Source organism: Parabacteroides sp. AM17-47, assembly GCF_003434625.1.
Lineage (GTDB): Bacteria > Bacteroidota > Bacteroidia > Bacteroidales > Tannerellaceae > Parabacteroides > Parabacteroides distasonis.
Window position 1 is genome coordinate 160,620 of record NZ_QTLI01000009.1, and the last position, 19,930, is coordinate 180,549.

Here is a 19,930-nt window from a genome sequence, read left to right on the forward strand (position 1 = left end):
CTATAAAGAATGAAGAATATGAGAAATTTATATAATCTAGGTTGGGGATTGGCCCTCTGTTCCCTGTTGGGAGCTTGCCAGTCAGACGGGATACCGGAGGTGGAGGCAGGTTCCACCCTTGAGCTGCGATCGGTCTCTTTGGCTGACGACGCTGTTACGAAGGCAGTGACTACCTCTGTGGATAACGTGAAATTGTATTTGAAGAACTCCAGTGATACATGGGTGAATCCGGTGTATTCCAAATCCGGAGTAACATGGGGATGTGAATCCGCGCCACTGCTGGGTAGTACCGCTACGGATGTGTATGCTTATTATCCTACGGAAGAAGAAGGTAAGGCCATTAACGTAACAGCCTCCTCCGGCGTGTACTCTGTCGAGGTCACGGTCCGGGATGCGGATACATTCGATGGTAAACAGATCGATTACCTTTATGCTAAGCCGGTTCAGGCTTCCAAAACCTCAAAGATAATCAGCCTTCAATTGTTCCATGCTTTGACAAAGGTGAGTTTCTATATCTATAAGTCTGCGAATGCCAGCGATGAGATCTTAACGCTGAAAAAAATAGATATACGTAGTAACACCGGACGTCTGCAAATCGGTAAGGCGGACATGCGATTGAACGGGACAGGGGAGGAACTAGGGCGTCTGAATGGCCTAGCGGGGACATCCTCGATAGAGTTGACCGGTTCGAAAATATTGGAAACCTCGTTGACGCAACCGAACATATCTTGTCTCGTAGCCCCGATGGACGCTGCCGAGCAAGTATTGTCGTTCCGTTTGACAGTGGATGTAGACGGGGTGGAACGTGAGTTTGAGACTGCCTCTATTTCTTCCGAAAGCGGGGTGAAATGGTTGGCGGGTTATCATTATGTCTATAAGATACGTATTGATAAGATGGAAGGTACATTCGAGGGCGTAACCGTATACGATTGGCAAAATAGTACGGATCAGAATACGAGTGTGGGTATTTAAATAAGAAGGGAGGAGATATGAGATATGTATTAAGTTTTGTAAGTCTATGGCTTTTGGTCACGTTGGTGGGTTGCCAAAAGGAATCTTTTTGGGAAGAAGGGGAAGGTGATAAGGTTGCCTTGGAGTTCGATCTTTATCAAGCGAACGTAACCAAGGCTGCGGCCGTTTCAGCCTTGAATGATAAAGCGTTGATTAAAGTTTATGCTTTCAAGGTGGAGACTAAGACTGAGAGTGAGATCGGTGCTAAGACTGAGACTGGTGAGACCGGTACTCCTTCGGCGGAAGGTACTTATGTGGTGGGTGCGGATGGCAAGGTCACCGCCCAATCGGGCAAGGCCCTATTTTTGTATCGGGGTGTATATAACCTTTATTTCACTTCCTACAATGAGGAGAATGCGCCGGAATTGGGTGATGGAAATCTGGTGACCGTGCAAAATGAACAAGATTTTATGTATACGTTCATGAACAATATAACTGTCCAGCCCCAGAAAGCGGGACAAAACACGATGTCGGTTACCTTGACGAATCCATTTACGCGGCTTTGCTCGCAAGTAGCGGTGTCGGTAAAAGCGGCTAGTGTATCTCCTGTTACTGTAAAAGGCTTGCGTGTAAACTTTATAACGATGAAAAACTTATCTGATTCAAGAACTTATCGGCTAGGGGATAATGCATGGTATTCGGATGGAGTTGCGAATGAAAACAACGGAGTGGATTTTAGCTCTTTCAATAATTCCGTAGCTGTAGGCCTGCCTCATACCTCAGATCCACGTAAAATCGTATTGCCTTTAAGCGGGTCGGAATTACAGTTTGTAATTGATTTAACGGTAGATTATGATAAAAATGGAAATGGTGGATCTGTGCCCGGTCATTTTGTATTCAATGCTACCGCTCGTAAGACTTTCTTGCCCGGTATGTCCTATAGCTTTGAATTTACCTTGAAGTTCTTTGGGGATTTTAAAGAAACAGAACTGACATTGGGCATATTGGAATTCACGGAAATAAAAAATGTGACGGATCCCGTTGGAGGGGAATAAGGAGGAACTGAAAATGAGAATAAGTTTATTTTGTATACTATGCTTGCTGCTAGGGGCATGTAGTAATGAGGAAATGATACCATCAACATCCGAAGGAGGGGAGGAATGTGCTTTCCAGTTCCTGTTAAGGGTACCGGGTACGATTGATGTAGAGACGAAAGCGGGAACGGAAACGACAATTCTTAAATTGGGAGATACTAATATATATAACGTATGGATTTTACAGTTTAAAAAGGATGGAACCGAGTTGTTGAAAGCTGTCTTTGCCGATAGGAATAGCATAACGGCTGTGCCGGGAAGTAGTAGCACTACCTATGACCAGTTATTGATTCAATTAATGAAGGATGATATGCGTTTCAAGAACGAGACTAGTGAGTTTTATATCATCGTAAATGCGGAGGATATGAATGCGACGGAGGTTACCGCCAAGTTATTTGTAAAAGAAGGTGGTATCCCTACGTCCCTTTCTGTAACAGAATTGATGGCTAAAACGAAAAGTATTATTTATTCATCAGATGGCTCTCCAACAGGTACTAATATACTATCTTCGGGACCGACCGACTATACGAAGGATCCCTCTAGCTCAGAGGCTGACATGAAGTTGGTCGTATTATCCCGTATGTACAGGGCGTTCGCGAAAGTGACCGTGACCGTGAACTCTTCAGTGGCCTCTGGTAATTTTAAGTTAATTGATACGAAACCAGTTATTATGTCAAATGTACCTAAAGTAACCCGGCTATATGATGACGACTCGACATATCCAACGATTTCAAGTCCTTTATCTACTAATTTCTATACGGAGGAGATACCTGTATCAGGAATAACACTCGGCGAGAAAGAAGGAGTTTTCTATATGGCGGAAAATATCCGGGGTACAGGTTTAGCTACCACGGCGCAAGAGAAGAATAAGAAGGATATGGGACCGGGGGCTGGCGGATCTTTGGAAGGATGCACTTATCTATTGGTAAGAGGGCAATATCAGTATCCTTTGGGTGGAGGAGCATACTCTTCGCCGATCGATGTAGAGTATAAATTCTATCTTGGGGGTGACTTGGTGACCGATTACAATATCTATCGGGATTATCATTATAAGCTGACGGTGAATATCGCCGGCCCTAATAGTGCCGACCTCCGTGTAACGATCACAAACGGCAACGTGGCTGTCTTTGATGATGTGGACAATGTCGAGAATACCGTTAATTTTGGTGAAGAGAAATAGTATCCATTCTAAGGGCTGTGCAGGAATGCCTTGACGAATCTACCCTTTGGCATTCCTGCATGAACTATTTTAAATAAATGAGAATAACTTAGAGGCAATCGAGGAAATGAGCTTCTTGCATTTCTTGCCGATTGTCTCTTTTATTTGTATAGGAGGATTGTCTCTTAAAGCCATCACCTTATTTTTACTTCTTTGCCGGGAGGAAGAGCCGCGAACCAAATTATTCAACATATTATCGGAGGCCCTGTCTATTTTAGATACTGATATCCGGCCAAGATAGATCTCGGTAGTCCGTAGGGACATATGTCCTAAGGATTGGCTGATAATGCCGATTTCCGAATTCGCCTCCAGCATCATGGAAGCCCAGCTATGCCGCATCACATAGGTAGTGAATGGCTGTTCGAAGTGTAATTGCTCTCCCATTTTCTTTAAGTGGCGGTTCACTCTCCGAAGCGCGGACTGGGCCGTGACTTCTCCCTCTCCGCTGATTTTCTCGTGTAAGAAAGGGAATATCCACGGGTTATTGAAACGCCGATAAGAGAATATGATGTTCTTCATCTCGGGGGTGATCTTTACTTGCATCGCTACGCCAGTCTTGCTACGTACGTAGTGGATATAATCATCGTTTATATTGCTGTGTCGCAAATTAAAGACATCCACGAAGCACATACCTCTAGCGTAAAATAAGAAAAGAGCCAAGTGAAGGGCCGTACAGGCGTGTGGGTTCTTGGGCCGCTCAAGAGTCGCCAGATTTTGTAGGTCGAGGCTTGGCAAAGCCCTTTTCCGGGTGGGTGGGACCTTTATCTGCAGGCCGGAGAACGGGCTTTCTCTCGGAACATCCATTTGTTTATCTTGAGCGATCTTGTTGTACATTGTCTTTAGATTACGAATGTAGAAGTCCAAACTACCCGGTTTCAAGGGAGCCTGTTTCCCGTCTTCCCCTTGCATCAACCATAAAAGATAGTGATGAAGAAAATCGGTCGTTAAGTCGGCAAATGTAAACTCCGTTACTCTCGGACCTAAAAAGGTGGATAATTTATTCCATGCGCTTCGATAATTCCCAGCGGTTCTTCCTTTCCCCTCATCGATTTTACTACTGATCAATTCTTCTATACATTCCTGTAGCAAAGGGGAGTTGTCTGTTGTTTCTATATTCATATGATTACTATTTATGGATATAGAATAACAAAAATAGAAAAGATTGGTTTTATCAAAACCTCCCCTTACCAATTGTGGTAGAGGAGGTTTTGTTTTATTTATAGTTTATTTGAAAGCTTTCTCACTAATTCCGTCTCCATCGAGCCTCAATCGCTCCATATAATCCGGAACGGTACGGCCTAACGCTTTATCTACGTATAGTTTAGCCAAGTATTGAGCGAGCATGAAGCCGTGACCTTGCAAACCGACGAATAGTCCGTTATCCGGATCGATAATGTAGCGAGGCTCTACATAATAACCGGACCATGTGGCTTGTACGGGTACTGTGGCTAACGATGGAATCCAATCGCAGAACACCTCGGAGATGATCTCCATGAAACGACGGGTATTAAACTTCAACTCATCAAAATTGCTGATCTCCGCTTTAGCGTCGACAGCGGGGGAGGCGCAAGCGATAATCTGTCCGGTCTCGGCGAATTGCTGACCGTAGACAGCGGAGAAGTCGTTACGTTTCCGGCGGTCTATCAACATATCGAGGATATCCCCGTCTTTACCCAGATTCGGTAGGCGATGGGTAATCAACGCTTGGTGCTTGACCGGATAGAGGCCGGTGTAAAGGCCTAGCATGCGGGCGAAACGCTCGGCGCTATAACCGAGGGCGTTCACGAAATGATCGCATTCGTATTCGATGTATCGCTTATCATGCGTATATAATAAGACGTGATATTTTCCACCGTTTTTGTGTACTTCCACTAGGTGTGTGTCTTCCAAAACCTCACCTTGCCGCTCTTTGCCTTTGTTTCGTATAAAGTCTATCACACGCCCCGGGGTAGCTTGCCAACAATGCTGGGAGATTTGTGCGGCGAAATAGGTGTTTTGGTTCGTGTTGAAGTAGGGAGACACCTCTTTCTGGAAGTCTTTCTTGTCGATCAAATAAGCGTTGGACCAACCGCAGGAACGTTCCAGATCATTGTAGGTAGCCTCGTCGTGGGCGAACGTGATATAGCGTATCTCACGGTAATGGATATCGTATTCTTTTTGTGTCTCCTCGAATATCGTTTGGTTATTACGGGCGATCTCCGCTAATTCGGGGATCGAGAACGCTGGACGACCACCACCGATATTACGCCATGATGATCCTCGATCCGCATTAATAAGCGCGGTCTTTTTACCGGCTTCCGCAAAATAACGGAATAATGCGCTACCACCTATACCTCCGCCGGCGATTAAGACTTCCGTCTTACGAACCTGCTTTCCGGAATCTACTTTATAGGTATCCGCTATCTGACGCTGCGGATACATTTCCCCTAGGACGAAGCGGGTAGATAGGGGAGCACGGGGGGTAGCGTCGCCTACCAGTTCGATACCTTTTTCCCTTAGTTTCATGCGTAGGCGGGGTATGCAGCGTTTTCCCCGGCATGGCCCCATTCCTAGGCGGGTGATATGTTTTACCTCGTCGACGGAGATATATTTACGATCCCCAATGGCGGAAAGTAGCTCGTCCAAAGATACGTCCTCGCAATGGCAAACATAGGTCTCCGACTCACACTCCGGCTCTTGCTTGAAGTCGATTTCCTCCGGATAGTTTTCTTTTACGATGAATCCTGTGATATTCAATAAGGCATCGTTTTCCATTCCTGCCGCTTTCACACGGGCCACGTTTGTTTTTGTCGGCTTCTTTAATACTTTCTCAATGATACCTTCGCCTTGTTTCTTCCCGTTATCATCGACGAGCCACACCTCGGCACCTTCTTCTACCTCGTATTCTACCGGTAAGAATAAGTTTTGCTTCCGGGTATCGTAGCCGAAAATAGCCAGCCCCGGACAATGGGATACGCATTGCATACAGCCGGTACATTTTTCGTAATCGATCTCGGGCGTTACGCTGGTGGAGCTTTTGGTGATCGCCTTTTGAGGACAAGCGAAAGAGCAAGGGTTACAAGCGAAACCGTATAGGCAATCCAAACGAACGAAAGGGCGTTGGGCTTGACGTTCGGGAGTGGGCCTTGGGGACTCTTCCTTGATGCGGATCGGATGTTGCTGGGAGTCGATGTATTCCTTAGATATTTGTAAGTAATCGTTGTAGTTGAAACGTACGCCTAGCTCTTGGGCGATCTCATAAGCGGCTTGCTTTCCTCTTAGTACGGCGGTAGTACCTTCTCCGATTCGTACGGCATCACCTACGCCGGCACAACGTTTTCCAAATGTATATTGGCCTTTGGTTAGCAATTGGTTGTCGGGAATCAATCCTGTACATATATTAATAACATCAATACCATCAATCACTTTCTCTGTTCCCGGGATTGGCTTGAAGTTCTCGCATTCGCAGACAACCGCGCCGGTGATACCTGTCCGATCCTGGTTTGGAATGGCTTTCAAAAGCATATGAGAGGTATAAATAGGTATGCCAAGGCGGCGAATTCGATTCGCTTGTACCGGAAATCCACCTTCATGGGGCATCGCCTCTAAAATAGCCTTGACTTTCGCTCCGGCTTGCATCAATTGGTAAGACGTTAGGTAACCTATATTACCGGCGCCTACTGTCAATATGTTTTTGCCGAGTAACGTGAATTCAGCGTTCATCATTTTCTGTACGACTGCCGCTGTATAAACTCCGGGCACATCATCATTCTCGAAGGTCGGCATAAAAGGAACCGCACCAGTAGCGACTATCAAGGCTTGAGCTTCTACATAGAAATTTTTATGGTTAAGCATGTCTTTTACGGCGATACGCTTATTTTGTAGGATATCCCAGACCGTAGAATGTAAGAAAATACCAGAGTGGTCGTCTCCGGCTAAAGTTTTCGCTATATCGAAACCACGCATACCGCCAAAGCGCCGCTCTTTCTCGAAAAAGAAAAATGCATGGGTTTGCATCAAGAATTGACCGCCAATCTTATCATTGCTATCGATTACGATGCTGTTCAAGCCTAGCTCTTTTAAGGTTTCCCTACAAGCTAATCCAGCGGGGCCGGCACCAATGATGGCCACATCGGTTCGATAGATCTCTACCGGTTCTTCTCTGGGTTCTATTTGGGAATCTGTCGTATAATTCTGTACTGTTATTTCCGATACTTCCTTTACATTGTCTACTTTCGTAATACAGATACGCTTTACTTCTCCGTCTACCAGCATTTCGCAGGCGCCACATTTACCGATACCGCAATTCAACGAACGGTTGCGGCCATTTACGCTATGACTGTGTACTGGATAGCCGGCCTGATGTAAGGCGGCGGCGATGGTAAAACCCTTCATTCCCGTTACGGGTTTGCCATTGAATAAAAAAGTGTGTTCTCCCTCTTGTGGAATTGTTAAAATAGGATGATTAACGATTCTTTCCATAATTGCTATTGATTTAATTGGGCTAAAATTACGGATATAATTGGATAAATGTCCTAATTTTACTTGAAATCTATTCATAAAAAAGCGATTATCCCTAAATATTTAGGAGTAATCGCCGTGTTTTACTTGAAATTTGTCGTTTTGGGTAACCGCTCCACCAACCATAGCGTCGGAAGCGCTTTCATTTAATGTTAATCCTAGTGCGCTAACGATAGGAACCGTTAGAAAAGTGTTCCTCATCCGCTTCCGCATTCATCCGGAAGGCAAAGAGCATTATCATAAACAATAATATAGAAAGTAACTTCTTAATCATGCCTCAAACCGATCAATCATCATTTTTATCTTTGTTTGTAAAACAATTTGCAGCTTGAAATGTTTTATATTCAAACAGTCGATAAAAAGAAAAACTCTCAGCCTAAAAGAAATTACTGGTGAACCTTTTCAAACAATCTTCTGTTATACTATAAAATGACTCAGAAGTCACCTTGATAGTAGTCATCGTATAATAATTTGTTAGTAGTATTTGTTTTTTCATATAAGTAGAGTTTGTTATTTGTTTGGTCCGCATGTAGCTGTGAAGCTGGATGCGGATTTTTATTTGTTTCCGCATGGATAAAGGTATTTAAGGGTATTAGTATTGTTTTATACATCGTTTCTGTCTAACTTTGTTTGCTCAAAACAAGGATTCAACTTTACAAATACTTTACAAAAAACTTTACACGATTATGGCTACGGTACAATGGGTAATCTTCAAGCATCATAAGAAATCCGATGGGACATACAACCCCAAGATACAGATAATACATAAGAGCCTGTCCGCTTACATTCCTTCTGGGGTTAATACGGAATGTGTTCGTTTCCGAAAAGGGCACTCTTCTGGATCTGTAACGGATAGCTCTATCGAGGACAGCCTAAATGATAAAGTAAGGAAGATTCGTGCTATCCTGAATGAGAAAGAAGAAATCATCTCTGAAATGGATACGGCAAAGGAGGTGAAGGATTATGTCTTGAAGATATTGGATGCCGGTAGTGAGATTGACTTTCTTCGGTTCGCCAATGAGTATAAGGATAAGATAAAGAATGAATCCACGAAAGCTTATAATGTCACGAGAATAAATGCGTTAACGAATTATGTGGTAGAGAAAACAGGGAAACCGTCTCTTCCTATAAGCAAGCTTACCCATAAGTTGTTAAAGGATTACGAGGATTGGTTGCGGACAACTAATCGGAAGAGCAAGAAAGCCGACAAAGAAAAATGCGGATTAAGTGAAAATAGTATCAATTCCTACATGGGGGCTCTCTCTATTATCTTTAACGCTGCAAAGAAAAAATACAACGACTATAATGTGGGAGACATCCTTATAAAAAATGATCCTTTCAAGGTGTATTCCCCTCCCAGAATAGAAACAACTTCTAAGAGGGCGGTTGAGAGAGAGACTATCCGAAAAATCTTTGACTATCATTCGGACAAAGAAGTTCCGGAAATGACAAGGGATCTCTTTTTGATGTCGTTTTTCTTGGCGGGAATGAACTTGGCGGATATCTATGATTGTGGGCCGTTTGGGGACAGGGTAGAGTATACGAGGAAAAAGACACGTACCCATAAAAAAGACAAGCCGTTTTTGTCGTTGATGATGCATCCGATAATCGCAGATATAATAGAGAAATATAGGGATAAGGATGGCATAAGGGGATTTTGCTTCTATAAGATGTATTCGAATATGCCGGCATTCCATCAAGCCGTGAGAAGAGGCATTTCCGTGTTAAGGAGAGAGTTGTCCTTGCCGAATCTGACTTATTATGCGGCTCGTCATTCATTCGCTACGATCGCTCGTAATGAATGCGATATTAGCATGGATGATATCGCGCTTTGCCTTACCCATGAATCGGGGCACGATATCACGGATACCTATGTCAAGCTAGATTTTAGCAGGGTGGATAATGTTATTAATAAAGTAGTAGATCATGTGTTTAAAGAAAAAGCCGGGAAATGATGCCCGGCTTAATTTGATTTTCAAATTAGGGCGAATTTGGTGATTTAGCCAGGGAGTAATCGTCCGGCTTCACATTGTCGTTTTTGACTCATTACTGATTCTAGGCAACGGGTTGTTAGTTACTTCTTCTAGTACTTTTTCATCTTCATCTTTGAGATATTTGTTTCTCATCTCTCGAATATCATTTGTCATCCCCCATATTTTGAAGAATAAGACAATTTGTAATACTCCGAATACAAGAAGCACGATGGTTAAAAAATCAATCATAATTTTAGATATTTAGCTTGTTCTTTAATTCGTTGAATTGCTACAACCATTTCTTAACGCCTCCATGATGAGAACATGTTCCCCGTCTACTTCTACTGAAGCTATATGTCCCATCTCTGCATAAAGCTGTTGCGCCAGCAGGAGCAGAACTGTACTTAGTAGGTGATTGCACTCTTTCTCCTTTTGAGTTAGTGTAGTACTTTATTTCACTTTGAGCACTAAGAGAAGGTTTTTCTTTGGATAAGTATTTTGTAGAAACATATCCAATCTTACCGTTATATACAACGGGTATCCAATTACAATCGCAATCTTCAGCGATTGTAATTGGTGTTCCTTTAGGTATGACTGTTAGCACCTTTGACAACGAATCAGCTCTAAAGCGCATATTTAGATTCGTTGTGGTATATTTTGTTATATCCTGTGCATTTAAGGTAAATGCCAAGATGATTTGAGTTAGAAAAATTATGAGTTTATTCATGTATATTTATTTCATTAATCCAATTTTTCAATTGATGCATTCTCCATTTTTTTTGCTCTTCCTGTAGAACTGAATATGCCAGTGATTCTTATATTTGATCCTTCTTCAAAAGCACTATTTACTATGGAAAAATATTGTTGATAATTAAGTTTCGCTTTTATGTTCATTGTTTTGTTATCATCTCCAATAACAGCAACTTGAACTTCAACATGCTCTCTTTCATTAACATTGGGGTTACTTCCGATGCTAGAAATTTTGCCATAAAAAATCTTTTGCGTATTTTCTTGTTTTGCTGGTCGATATTTTTCTACCACATCACATACCTGTTCTATGTATTTTGGTTCCAATTTTACTTTTGTTAATGAGAAATTATCAATAAATTTTACATCTTTACACCAATCGACTATAATATTCATTTCAGTATCTTTAGTATCTTCATAAATACTCATCAAAGAATCTAAGAAATTGATACTGTATATTCCCTGATCAACTTCTTCGTCAAACTTGTTTTTATTGTCTGCATTTAAGTCTTCTTGTATGTTATATATAGAAGAAATCAGCTTTATATTAATTTTTCTGTTTAAGGGAATATTTTCTTCAGTAGGTTCAAAAATCTCATAGTGATAATTGCCTAAAGGACACAGAATATTAAGAATGTAACTACCTATTTCTGTTTGACCAAATGAATAGTTTGATATATTATCATTTACATCATTAGTATAAACTTTTGCATGAAATTTAGAAGGTGATAAGGTGTCGAGACATGATATGGCTAATATATCTTTAATATTATCAATAGCTTCTGTCATTTTAAAAAAAGGAATTTTACCTTCTTTTGTATAATTGTCTGCTATGCGCCATTTTAGAATGTCATAAGAAGGATTTAATATCCTGTTTATCAATGATTCTAAGCTTCTGTTTTCATATGAAGCTATAGATTGTAATGTGTCTGTAATTACTTTATAATAATCAGAAAATTCATTTGAAAGTGGAATCAATGCGGTATATTCATCATCTGGAGAAACGAACTGTCTAACTCGACCATTCATCAAAGTACTTAGTTCCTCCCATTTCAAGAAGGAAACAACCTTAAGAATTCTTTCGGCAGAAATAAGGTCTATTGCTTTATGCAAATCTTTCATAATTCTTCCTCCTTTGATACTTTTATCATTAATTTTTTTAGATTCTCACAAGATAAAATATTGTCTTTTGGTATAGCGATTGTAATATTGGAGCCATTATTTGTAGGCTGGCAGTTTTTGAGATTCACCCAATATGCACATTTTGTTATTTTAAGAGCAACTCTTGAGTGTTTTACCCATTTTTTTCGATCTCTATCCATATGCAAAACTACTAATATTATAGGAGTCATCCTATCACCGATTACAAGATTATTATAATTCTTTGATTCTAAAATAAAAGTAATATCTCCATTTCTTTTTTGTTTGAATCTAGCGAAAGAGGATTTTAGCTGAATATCAAGAGTTGGAGAATACTTTAAGCATCCAGACGTTGTACTTGGATACCCTTTGCATTTGATGGTAATGTCTACACCATCGTTATCTCGTCTTTCTATTGATAAAGTATAGCCATTATAAGCACATAATCCTTGCATGTAAGCAATGCTTACATCTTCCATGCTTTCCTGTGGTGTGTTTGGCATAATTTTACATTATAAGGTTAATAATACATAGTGTTTCTTTTTTTGTTTGTACAGAATCCTGTGATAGAGAGAATATAGCTAAAACCTTTTGACGGCTCCTAGTACTTGGAATATTGTTCTAATCATTCTTGCGGGAAGTTGTTGTGTAGAATATTCAGGTGACTTGTTTGATGGAACAAGAGTGTAAGTGTCATCTGTTTTTCCAGCTCCTAATCTTTTAATAGTACGCATATCGTTTGTTGTGACGATAGCATATACCTCTCCAAGTGGAAGAAATGATCGGTCTTCTATCTTTTTCAATGCTATCATATCACCATGATTAATCTCTGGCTCCATTGAGTGGCCGGTTACATTACACCAACAAGTAGCATCGTTATACTTCTTGAAGTCTATTAGATATTCAGGATTTATAGTCTGGTCGTTCAAAACTAAATCAAAACCTCCAATAAAATCCACATTATAATAGGGTACTCCCTTTGTGTAGCTTATTTTAGGTTCGTCTTCCTCATTGTTGCTATGACTCAACATTCCTCCTAAACCTGTTACAAGCCAGTTTATATTTAAATCAGGACAGGCCATAGCTATTTTTTCTATGGAGTCTGCGTTGAACCCAGTTTTCTTAGCAATGGCTCCACGTGATAGACCAGCTGACTCTTCAAAGGCTGTTTGACCAAAGCCCTTAAACTTTAAATATTCAACGAATCTTTCTTTTGTTGTCATTTTTTTATTTTACTGATATAATTCAGTATATTTGCATCTGTATCAAGTTGCGGATGATACCGACTAAATTGTTTAACTGTTCCCGTAAGGGACTATATAGGCGACTTCCTCAAACCGCAACCTTGAGGTTGTCGTCTTTGCTTTATTGCTATGGAAATACCTGCTGCGTATGCCGCTTTCTTCGTTGTCGCCATATTCTTTATAGCTTTGGATATTTCTTTTACAAATTATAAGCCAATAACTGAATATGTCATAGAGTATCTTTCTAGTAAGATCAAAGAAGTAATGAGTATGTTAATACGATAACTCATTTGCGTCTGAAATGAATTTCTTTACTTTCTCAATACCTTCTAGATCGACCTTAGATAGCACATCTAAGTAATCACTTCTTTTACCTCTGTATATATGACAGGTATTTCCCTTCTCGTTATATCTCTTTGTTATTTCAATAAGGCAGAACAAAATATCGTTTAGACCTTCCTTTTCAGTGCTATTGTTTATTTTTCCAATAGCTTGTATGAATCCATCTATTGCTTTTTCATCGATATGCCTGTTGTAGAAATCGATGTATCTAACAAATGTGATAAGCCCTTCAAGGTTGCTACTTTTGTCTTCAATCACTTTTTGAACGATCCTTTTTGTATCCTCTTCGATCGTCCTTTTAAATAAAAAATAGTTCTGTATATTCCACCATAGCAATATTGCTGTACTGGCAGATAGTGCAGCAACAACCCATCCGAGAAATTCTGTGTTCTCAAATGTAAAAGGCTTAATATCCAGAGCAATATACGCCAAAACCCCTAATGACACGATTATGGCTATTCTTGCATACCAACTCTCTTTCTTCATAACTATATAATGTACGCAAAGTCGCACAAAGGTTAAATAATATTTATATACTGAATAAATACAGTAAATATTTTGCTTTACTGAATTATGGTAGTATATTTGCATCATCAAACAATTGATAACGCTATCACAGGCAAAGTTAGCAAACTCAATTGATGATACAATAGTATAAACATATTAAAATGCACGATTATGGCACGATCTTATGAAACAGCACTCGCAGAACTCGAAAACGCAAGAGTAGAGTTAGAAGCATTGAACATGATCGGCGAAGAAGAAGCTTGCTATATATATAATGTAGACAGCAAGTCTGAAATCGTGAAAATTATCTCTGAAGATATAGAAGCTCTCGAAAGAGAAGTAGAATATCTCACTCCTAAGATTTATGAACCTGAATACGATTACTAACATATAAACACACACGATTATGAAAACTTCAAATTTCAGACACAAAGTATTTTGCATGGCTTACGAGCTAATGAAAGTGACAGGTAAAGCGTTCGCAGTATGTCTTTCCCGTGCTTGGGCACTCTATCGGCTAACAAGACAGATGCACAAAGGTATTGTAACATTCGCTTACGAAAAGGCTGACGGTTCACTTCGCAAAGCAAAAGGTACTCTTAAAGACGTTCAGTCCCTAATCAAAGGCACTGGATCAGAAAACTACAAAACGGTTCGCTACTTCGATGTAGATGCGAACGGATTCAGATCATTTAAAGTAGAAAACTTCATAACGGTTTATTAAAGCTAGGTCGGGTGGGCGTAGAGAATATCTCACCCGGTCACTTCTGTTAGTTCTTTCTCGTACTTACACCTTAGTACCCGCAGAAATGGGGTTGAAACGAAAGGATAACATATAATAATGTATAAGCGCAGATAGCTTTTGCCGTGACCTGCTGGGGTACATTATAAAAAAGAAATTATCAAAGGGGCGTGTTTCCTTGCGGTGTTATGGTCAGACATTGGTTAACCGCCGCCCCTTTTCAAAATATGGCCCGGTTCTGAAGCGAGAGCTGTCGATCGAATCGGTTGCCGGGCACAAATTAAATTCTAACGCTTATGAAAAATATAATTTACGGGATAGCCTTGTTCGTTGGCTTCATCCTTATGGCATCAGAATCAGCTACGTTCATTCCTAATCTTGTGGGTGTCGTAGTATTCACTTATTCAGCATACAAACTTGATTTAATAACAGCTTTAAAATGATAAGACATGGAAACAAAAGGTATAGAAGAAATGACTAAAGAAGAGCTTATTGATTTGGTAGATTCTCTAAACAAAGAATTGGATGGAGCGAAAAAGGATCTGGATCTTTATCGAGCTTGGAAAGACAGGGAAGAATCGGCTCGTATTCTGGCAGAGAAGAAGCTATTAGCTGCAAAAGCCTTCTTTGAAGTTGTTTGATTCGTTTGTGTTTAGGTTGTCAAAAGCGGCCGGGTGAAAGCCCCGGCAATTGGGCGGGCGTATTGGAACGCTCTGCGCACAGCCGGAAGTGCGTATGCCGGATCGTTACCGGTTCCGTCCACAATCAATTTAAATTTATAGTTATATGGCAACAATCAGAGAAACAATTTTGAAAACAAAGCCCGGTGAGCCCAAGGCGATCCCATTATCAGAGGTGTCGGATGTAATGGGGTATCGCTCCGAGGCACTTCGCATTAATAACGAGTTGAGAAAAGACGGTATTGTGACGAAAGACGGTAGGCCACCTTACACGATTTCCAGAAATAGCAGGGTCGGCTTTCTCTATATAGTCAATAATATAGAGAAGCCTTAAAAATCAACACGCACGATTATGAATGTCACGATTAATACTGATGCGTCCTTCAATCATCATCATAAGGTTGGGGGTTACGCTTTCTGGATCACGTCAGAATTAGGCCGGATCAGGCAATCGGGTACGCTAAAAGAGACATCGGATGCGCAGGACGCTGAACTGAAAGCGTTGGCGAACGCTGTTTATGTCCTTTTGAACTCAGAGTTTAATAATGGATCAATAGAACATATCTATGTGAATAGCGATTGCAAGATGATGTTCCCGAAGATAAGCATTAAAAGTACCAGTGTCCCGGGGAAATACATTGCGGAGACCCTAAATGATATCTTACGTCAGAATACGGACGGCTGTATATATGGCCGTATATCGTTTAGGCACGTAAAGGCGCATACGAACAATCTCACCAAGTCGAGAAGCTGGGTGAATGATTGGTGCGATAATGAAGCTAAGAAAGCTATGAGGTCGGCTGTAGAAATCCTAAAACAAGAAATGTCATGGAAGTCTTCACCGAACTAACACCTGAATGCGACCTGACAGCGCAGATGTACGCCTCCGGGTACGAGAAGAAGGAGATTGCCAGTTTGAAGCATCGTGCGGTAAGCACGATAAATAACCAGCTCCAGACGGCATTTTTGATTTTGGGCGTTCGGAATGGGAGAGAGCTAGCACTAAAATTGGCTGAAAGGATATCGGGTATCCGGTTGACACTGGACTTTTCGCCTGCCACGAAATCGGCGGTTGCTAGTGTTCTTTTGATAATCCTTTGTTTAGATAGTCATTTTGACATGAGACGGCAACGAATCCGAACCCGTTCTAACGCCAATGTAGAACTTACCGCCCGTATTCGTGTAAGAACGAGAGGGCGAAATATAATTATTTGAATTATGGAAGCAACTCAATCAAATCCGGCTATGGCCCTTCTTCAACAGGCCATGGAACTGATCTCCCCCAAAATGAGCATTCCTGTAGTAATAGATTACGATGCCATTACGAAAGCTGCGGTAAGGACAGTAGCCGAGGAAAGGAAAAAAATCTATAACCGCGTGCTTTTCACTCAAAAGGAAGCACAAGACACATACGGTAAATCGGTTATCAATGCCTTGGTAAAACGTGGTTTTCTCCAGCAATACAAGTTTGACACCCGTGAGGCCGTGGATAGGGAAGGTAATCCTATCATTAAGGCTAAAGGGGTAATTTATTACCGGATAGCGGAAATAGAAAAAGCTATTGAGGATGGGAATATCCTAAAAGGTACACGAAGAGGAACGATATAGTATTAACGATTAAAATATTACGATCATGAGTTTAATTAAAAAATCAACGGAATTGAATATTCCGACAAATGTAAAGATGATGCTTTACGGCCAAGCTGGTTTTGGCAAGAGTACAGTTGCATTGAGTGCTCCAATGCCGTTATTACTTGACTTCGACAACGGGGTTAAAAGAGTGAATGATTCCCATCTGCAAAGTGTGGACATCGTGCAAGTCACTTCTTGGAATGACATGAAGGTGCTAATGAGTGAAAATCTGTCAGCTTATCAATCAATAGTTATTGATACTATCGGTAAGATGATGGATTTCATTATTTCTTACAAATGTGGAACCCGACAGCCTTCTATTAGAGATTGGGGCGGTATCAATCAAGAATTTTCATGGTTTGTTCGCTGTCTGTCGGATTTGAATAAAAACGTCATTTTTGTCGCTCACAGGGATACACGAAAAGAGGGTGATGATACGGTTTTTGTCCCTGCGTTAAGGGAAAAGTCTTACAATTCGATCGTTACAGAATTGGATTTGTTAGGGTATATGGAAATGCGGAATGAGAATGGCCGGGTAAGAAGAACGATCACATTCGATCCGACAAATAGAAATGACGGAAAGAATACCTGTAATCTGCCATCTGTTATGGAGGTTCCGACTATTATAGACGTACAAGGGAAACCCACGGCAAAGAACGATTTCATCGCTACTCGGATTATTGCCCCTTATCTTGGTATGCTACAAGCTAAAAAGGCAGAACAAGAAGCATATAATAAGGTTTTATCAGATATAACAGGGTGTTTAGAATTGGTTGGGGATGCAGCATCCGCGAATGACTTCATCGCACATATTGACGATTTCAACCATGTTGGAAGTTCAAAAATGAAAGCGTCTATGATGTTGGCGGCTAAGGCTAAAGAACTTGGATTGGTCTTTGACAAGAATACTAAAATGTATAACGATGCAGCAGCTTAAATATAAATTTTACGCCACTATTCTTGACTCCTTTTGGGGGTATTTGAATAGTGATGTGGTTTGGGAAAAATACTGGGGGTGGTCTGAAAATCCACCCCACACACCCGAACAGTTTCACGAGTTGCAGTTTCAAGAACTCATTGATCGCATTAATCGTAAACCTTTCGATAGCGAAGCTGCGGATAAAGGGACAGCGTTTAACGAATTGGTGGATGCTCTTATAGAAAATAGGAAACCTAATAAGATGAACGTAGAGAGAAATGCCGAGAATACTTGCTATACGGTTGTTTACAATGACCGCACATTTGTTTTTCCCATTTCTCTTTGCCGAGAATTTGCCAATTACTACAAAGGCGCATTAACCCAACAAAGAGTAGAAGCGATTCTTCCAACCGCATACGGCAATGTTTTGGTTTATGGGGTAATTGACGAACTGATGTCAGCCAGCGTCCACGACATCAAAACAACCGGAAGCTATACCGTAGGGAAGTTCAAAGACCACCATCAACATTTGGTTTATCCTTACGCTTTGATGAAGAACGGTTCGGATGTACGGACATTTGAGTACAACATTGTAGAGTTCAATAAAGGCGGTTTTGTGGTAGATACCTATACAGAAACATACGTTTTCAATCCAGAACGTGATATTCCTATTCTCACTAATCATTGTGAGGAATTTATCCGGTTTTTGGAAGAAAACAGAGAACTTATAACCGATAAAAAGATTTTTGGAGGAGAAAATTAATGGCAAACCAAATAACCGGACGGATAATCGAAATCGGACAAACCGTTCAAATACCATCCAAAAACGGTGGTTCCTCATTTACAAAACGGGAGTTTATCTTGGATGCTACCACTTACGATCCTTATACGGGAGAGCGTAGCGAGTATGAGAATGTTATTCCCTTAGAGTTTTCAGGCGATAAGTGTGCAGAACTCGACCGCTTTAATCAGGGTGATGTTGTTACTGTATCATTTGTCTTACAAGGGCGTTCTTGGACGAATCAGGACGGAGAATTCAAACGTATGGCGTCTATTCGGTGTTACAAAATAGATGCGCGTGGCGGTGTGTCGCAATCCTCACAAGCTACACTGGCACAGCAACCAATTCAACAACCTACACCGCAACCGACTTATCAGCAACAGCCGCAGAATTTCCCACCTCCGGTTGATGCGAATGGTAATGCAAAGGACGATTTACCTTTTTAATGTATGTCCCTTTACGATACTTCAAACCCTTTGCAGAAAGAGCAATTTAAGGCTCGTTCTGCAAAGCTCGCAGAAAGCGGTAAGGTTGTAGAACTCACAGAGAAAAAGCCTAAAAGAAGCCTGCAAAGCAATAAATATTTGCATGTGATTTTAGGTTACTTTGCGTGTGAGACCGGAAACACGTTGGAGTGGGTGAAGCAACAGTATTATAAAAAGCTTGTTAATCCATCCATTTTCATTCGTGAGAGAGACGACAAGTATTTGGGACGGATAAAGATATTGCGCAGCTCTGCTGATTTAGATAGTGCAGAAATGAGTACAAGTATTACCCGTTTTCGTAATTGGGCAAGTGCTGAATGCGGAATATATTTACCTTCTGCTGATGAAGATAGATTGATTCAACTAATGGAAATAGAGATTGGACGAAATAAAGATTATTTATAATGGCAGAAATATGGAAAGATGTTGTCGGATATGAAGGTTTATATCAAGTATCAGACAGGGGTAGAATTAAATCTATATGCAGTTACGTAAGACTACAAAATGGTGAATTAATGAAGAAAAAGCCGCATATCCTTAAACTACAAGATAGATGTGGATATAAATGTGTAAACCTATTCAAAGGCGGACGCTCACATACACTTAACATTCATCGTTTAGTAGCAGAGGCTTTTTTACCCAATCCTCATAGGTATTCAGTTGTAAATCATAAAGATGAAAACAAAAGCAATAACAGCTTGTCTAATTTGGAATGGTGTACTCACGCTTATAATTTGAGTTATGGTACTGCCCAAAGAAGAAGGGCCGTATTTCAAGGTAAAGTAGTTATTCAATTAGATAAGAATGGAGCTTTTATAAAGCGACATTTGACATTAATGGACGCTTGTAGAGATACCGGCATAAATTTTCAAAATATCTCACAATGTTGTAACAACAAAAGAAAAACAGCAGGTGGATATTGTTGGAAATTTGAGGAACAGCAGGAAATACAAAGAAATCAAGAATTTATTTAG

General features: G+C 40.7%; 25 protein-coding genes. 16 read left to right on the forward strand and 9 right to left on the reverse strand.

Features of this window, described 5'->3' with window-relative positions:
• Window positions 1-18: 18 nt before the first annotated feature.
• The 3 genes from DW205_RS09190 to DW205_RS09200 all read left to right on the forward strand — a co-directional run bounded on the left by DW205_RS09190 (window position 19) and on the right by DW205_RS09200 (window position 3,225).
• A complete protein-coding gene (locus tag DW205_RS09190) occupies window positions 19-972 on the forward strand; it encodes a fimbrillin family protein (RefSeq protein WP_005862543.1) in 954 nt (317 codons plus the stop codon).
• 17 nt (window positions 973-989) lie between these two features.
• Entirely contained in the window at window positions 990-2,006 is a 1,017-nt protein-coding gene (locus tag DW205_RS09195; RefSeq protein ID WP_005862541.1) for a fimbrillin family protein, read from the forward strand.
• 73 nt (window positions 2,007-2,079) lie between these two features.
• Window positions 2,080-3,225, forward strand: a complete 1,146-nt coding sequence (locus DW205_RS09200) for a DUF4906 domain-containing protein (protein WP_227793823.1) — start codon at window positions 2,080-2,082, stop codon at window positions 3,223-3,225.
• A 69-nt stretch (window positions 3,226-3,294) separates the two neighbouring features.
• Here the strand turns inward: DW205_RS09200 and DW205_RS09205 are convergent, their stop codons facing one another.
• The 3 genes from DW205_RS09205 to DW205_RS22115 form a co-directional block, all read right to left on the reverse strand.
• The gene (locus DW205_RS09205) at window positions 3,295-4,383 is read right to left on the reverse strand and encodes a phage integrase SAM-like domain-containing protein (protein ID WP_005862537.1); all 1,089 of its coding nucleotides are present in this window, start codon (window positions 4,381-4,383) and stop codon (window positions 3,295-3,297) included.
• A 105-nt stretch (window positions 4,384-4,488) separates the two neighbouring features.
• Window positions 4,489-7,725 carry an FAD-dependent oxidoreductase gene (locus tag DW205_RS09210; RefSeq protein WP_005862535.1) on the reverse strand — a complete coding sequence of 1,079 codons (3,237 nt, stop codon included), beginning with the start codon at window positions 7,723-7,725 and terminating at the stop codon, window positions 4,489-4,491.
• 102 nt (window positions 7,726-7,827) lie between these two features.
• The gene (locus DW205_RS22115; RefSeq protein WP_008772202.1) at window positions 7,828-7,965 is read right to left on the reverse strand and encodes a hypothetical protein; all 138 of its coding nucleotides are present in this window, start codon (window positions 7,963-7,965) and stop codon (window positions 7,828-7,830) included.
• Between the two features lie 485 nt (window positions 7,966-8,450).
• Between DW205_RS22115 and DW205_RS09220 the strand changes: the two genes are divergently transcribed.
• Window positions 8,451-9,719 carry a site-specific integrase gene (locus tag DW205_RS09220; protein WP_005862533.1) on the forward strand — a complete coding sequence of 423 codons (1,269 nt, stop codon included), beginning with the start codon at window positions 8,451-8,453 and terminating at the stop codon, window positions 9,717-9,719.
• A gap of 69 nt (window positions 9,720-9,788) precedes the next feature.
• On the opposite strand, the gene DW205_RS09225 is transcribed toward DW205_RS09220, so the two are convergent.
• From DW205_RS09225 to DW205_RS09250, 6 genes are all read right to left on the reverse strand, one after another.
• On the reverse strand, window positions 9,789-9,986 hold the full coding sequence (locus DW205_RS09225) for a hypothetical protein (RefSeq protein WP_005862530.1): 198 nt from the start codon (window positions 9,984-9,986) through the stop codon (window positions 9,789-9,791).
• Window positions 9,987-10,026: 40 nt separating this feature from the next.
• The gene (locus DW205_RS09230) at window positions 10,027-10,464 is read right to left on the reverse strand and encodes a DUF3761 domain-containing protein (protein WP_005862528.1); all 438 of its coding nucleotides are present in this window, start codon (window positions 10,462-10,464) and stop codon (window positions 10,027-10,029) included.
• Window positions 10,465-10,478: 14 nt separating this feature from the next.
• Window positions 10,479-11,606, reverse strand: coding sequence for a hypothetical protein (locus DW205_RS09235; protein WP_005862527.1), 1,128 nt, complete (start codon window positions 11,604-11,606; stop codon window positions 10,479-10,481).
• Window positions 11,603-12,127: a DUF4365 domain-containing protein gene (locus DW205_RS09240; protein ID WP_005862525.1), complete on the reverse strand. Its 525-nt coding sequence runs from the start codon at window positions 12,125-12,127 to the stop codon at window positions 11,603-11,605. Before DW205_RS09240 ends, DW205_RS09235 begins: the two co-directional genes overlap by 4 nt.
• A 78-nt stretch (window positions 12,128-12,205) precedes the next feature.
• On the reverse strand, window positions 12,206-12,847 hold the full coding sequence (locus tag DW205_RS09245; RefSeq protein WP_005862523.1) for a S24 family peptidase: 642 nt from the start codon (window positions 12,845-12,847) through the stop codon (window positions 12,206-12,208).
• A 294-nt stretch (window positions 12,848-13,141) separates the two neighbouring features.
• On the reverse strand, window positions 13,142-13,696 hold the full coding sequence (locus tag DW205_RS09250; protein ID WP_121963077.1) for a hypothetical protein: 555 nt from the start codon (window positions 13,694-13,696) through the stop codon (window positions 13,142-13,144).
• A gap of 192 nt (window positions 13,697-13,888) precedes the next feature.
• On the opposite strand from DW205_RS09250, the gene DW205_RS09255 reads away from it, so the two are divergent.
• From DW205_RS09255 to DW205_RS09310, 12 genes are all read left to right on the forward strand, one after another.
• Window positions 13,889-14,104 carry a hypothetical protein gene (locus tag DW205_RS09255; protein ID WP_005862519.1) on the forward strand — a complete coding sequence of 72 codons (216 nt, stop codon included), beginning with the start codon at window positions 13,889-13,891 and terminating at the stop codon, window positions 14,102-14,104.
• Between the two features lie 19 nt (window positions 14,105-14,123).
• Complete coding sequence (locus DW205_RS09260) at window positions 14,124-14,441, forward strand: SH3 beta-barrel fold-containing protein (protein WP_005862517.1); 318 nt, start codon at window positions 14,124-14,126, stop codon at window positions 14,439-14,441.
• Between the two features lie 467 nt (window positions 14,442-14,908).
• On the forward strand, window positions 14,909-15,100 hold the full coding sequence (locus tag DW205_RS09265; protein ID WP_005862512.1) for a hypothetical protein: 192 nt from the start codon (window positions 14,909-14,911) through the stop codon (window positions 15,098-15,100).
• A 145-nt stretch (window positions 15,101-15,245) separates the two neighbouring features.
• A complete protein-coding gene (locus tag DW205_RS09270) occupies window positions 15,246-15,473 on the forward strand; it encodes a hypothetical protein (RefSeq protein WP_005862510.1) in 228 nt (75 codons plus the stop codon).
• Window positions 15,474-15,491: 18 nt separating this feature from the next.
• Entirely contained in the window at window positions 15,492-15,989 is a 498-nt protein-coding gene (locus DW205_RS09275; protein ID WP_005862508.1) for an RNase H family protein, read from the forward strand.
• Entirely contained in the window at window positions 15,968-16,354 is a 387-nt protein-coding gene (locus DW205_RS09280; RefSeq protein ID WP_005862506.1) for a hypothetical protein, read from the forward strand. The genes DW205_RS09275 and DW205_RS09280 overlap by 22 nt, the downstream gene beginning before the upstream one ends.
• A gap of 3 nt (window positions 16,355-16,357) precedes the next feature.
• On the forward strand, window positions 16,358-16,747 hold the full coding sequence (locus DW205_RS09285) for a hypothetical protein (protein ID WP_005862504.1): 390 nt from the start codon (window positions 16,358-16,360) through the stop codon (window positions 16,745-16,747).
• A gap of 25 nt (window positions 16,748-16,772) precedes the next feature.
• Window positions 16,773-17,708 (forward strand): ATP-binding protein, encoded by a 936-nt coding sequence (locus DW205_RS09290; protein WP_005862502.1) that lies wholly within the window; start codon window positions 16,773-16,775, stop codon window positions 17,706-17,708.
• A complete protein-coding gene (locus DW205_RS09295; protein WP_005862500.1) occupies window positions 17,695-18,453 on the forward strand; it encodes a hypothetical protein in 759 nt (252 codons plus the stop codon). Before DW205_RS09290 ends, DW205_RS09295 begins: the two co-directional genes overlap by 14 nt.
• A complete protein-coding gene (locus tag DW205_RS09300; protein ID WP_005862498.1) occupies window positions 18,453-18,917 on the forward strand; it encodes a DUF3127 domain-containing protein in 465 nt (154 codons plus the stop codon). The genes DW205_RS09295 and DW205_RS09300 overlap by 1 nt, the downstream gene beginning before the upstream one ends.
• Before the next feature lie 30 nt (window positions 18,918-18,947).
• Window positions 18,948-19,361 carry a hypothetical protein gene (locus tag DW205_RS09305; protein ID WP_227201700.1) on the forward strand — a complete coding sequence of 138 codons (414 nt, stop codon included), beginning with the start codon at window positions 18,948-18,950 and terminating at the stop codon, window positions 19,359-19,361.
• Window positions 19,361-19,930, forward strand: a complete 570-nt coding sequence (locus DW205_RS09310; RefSeq protein WP_005862495.1) for an NUMOD4 domain-containing protein — start codon at window positions 19,361-19,363, stop codon at window positions 19,928-19,930. The genes DW205_RS09305 and DW205_RS09310 overlap by 1 nt, the downstream gene beginning before the upstream one ends.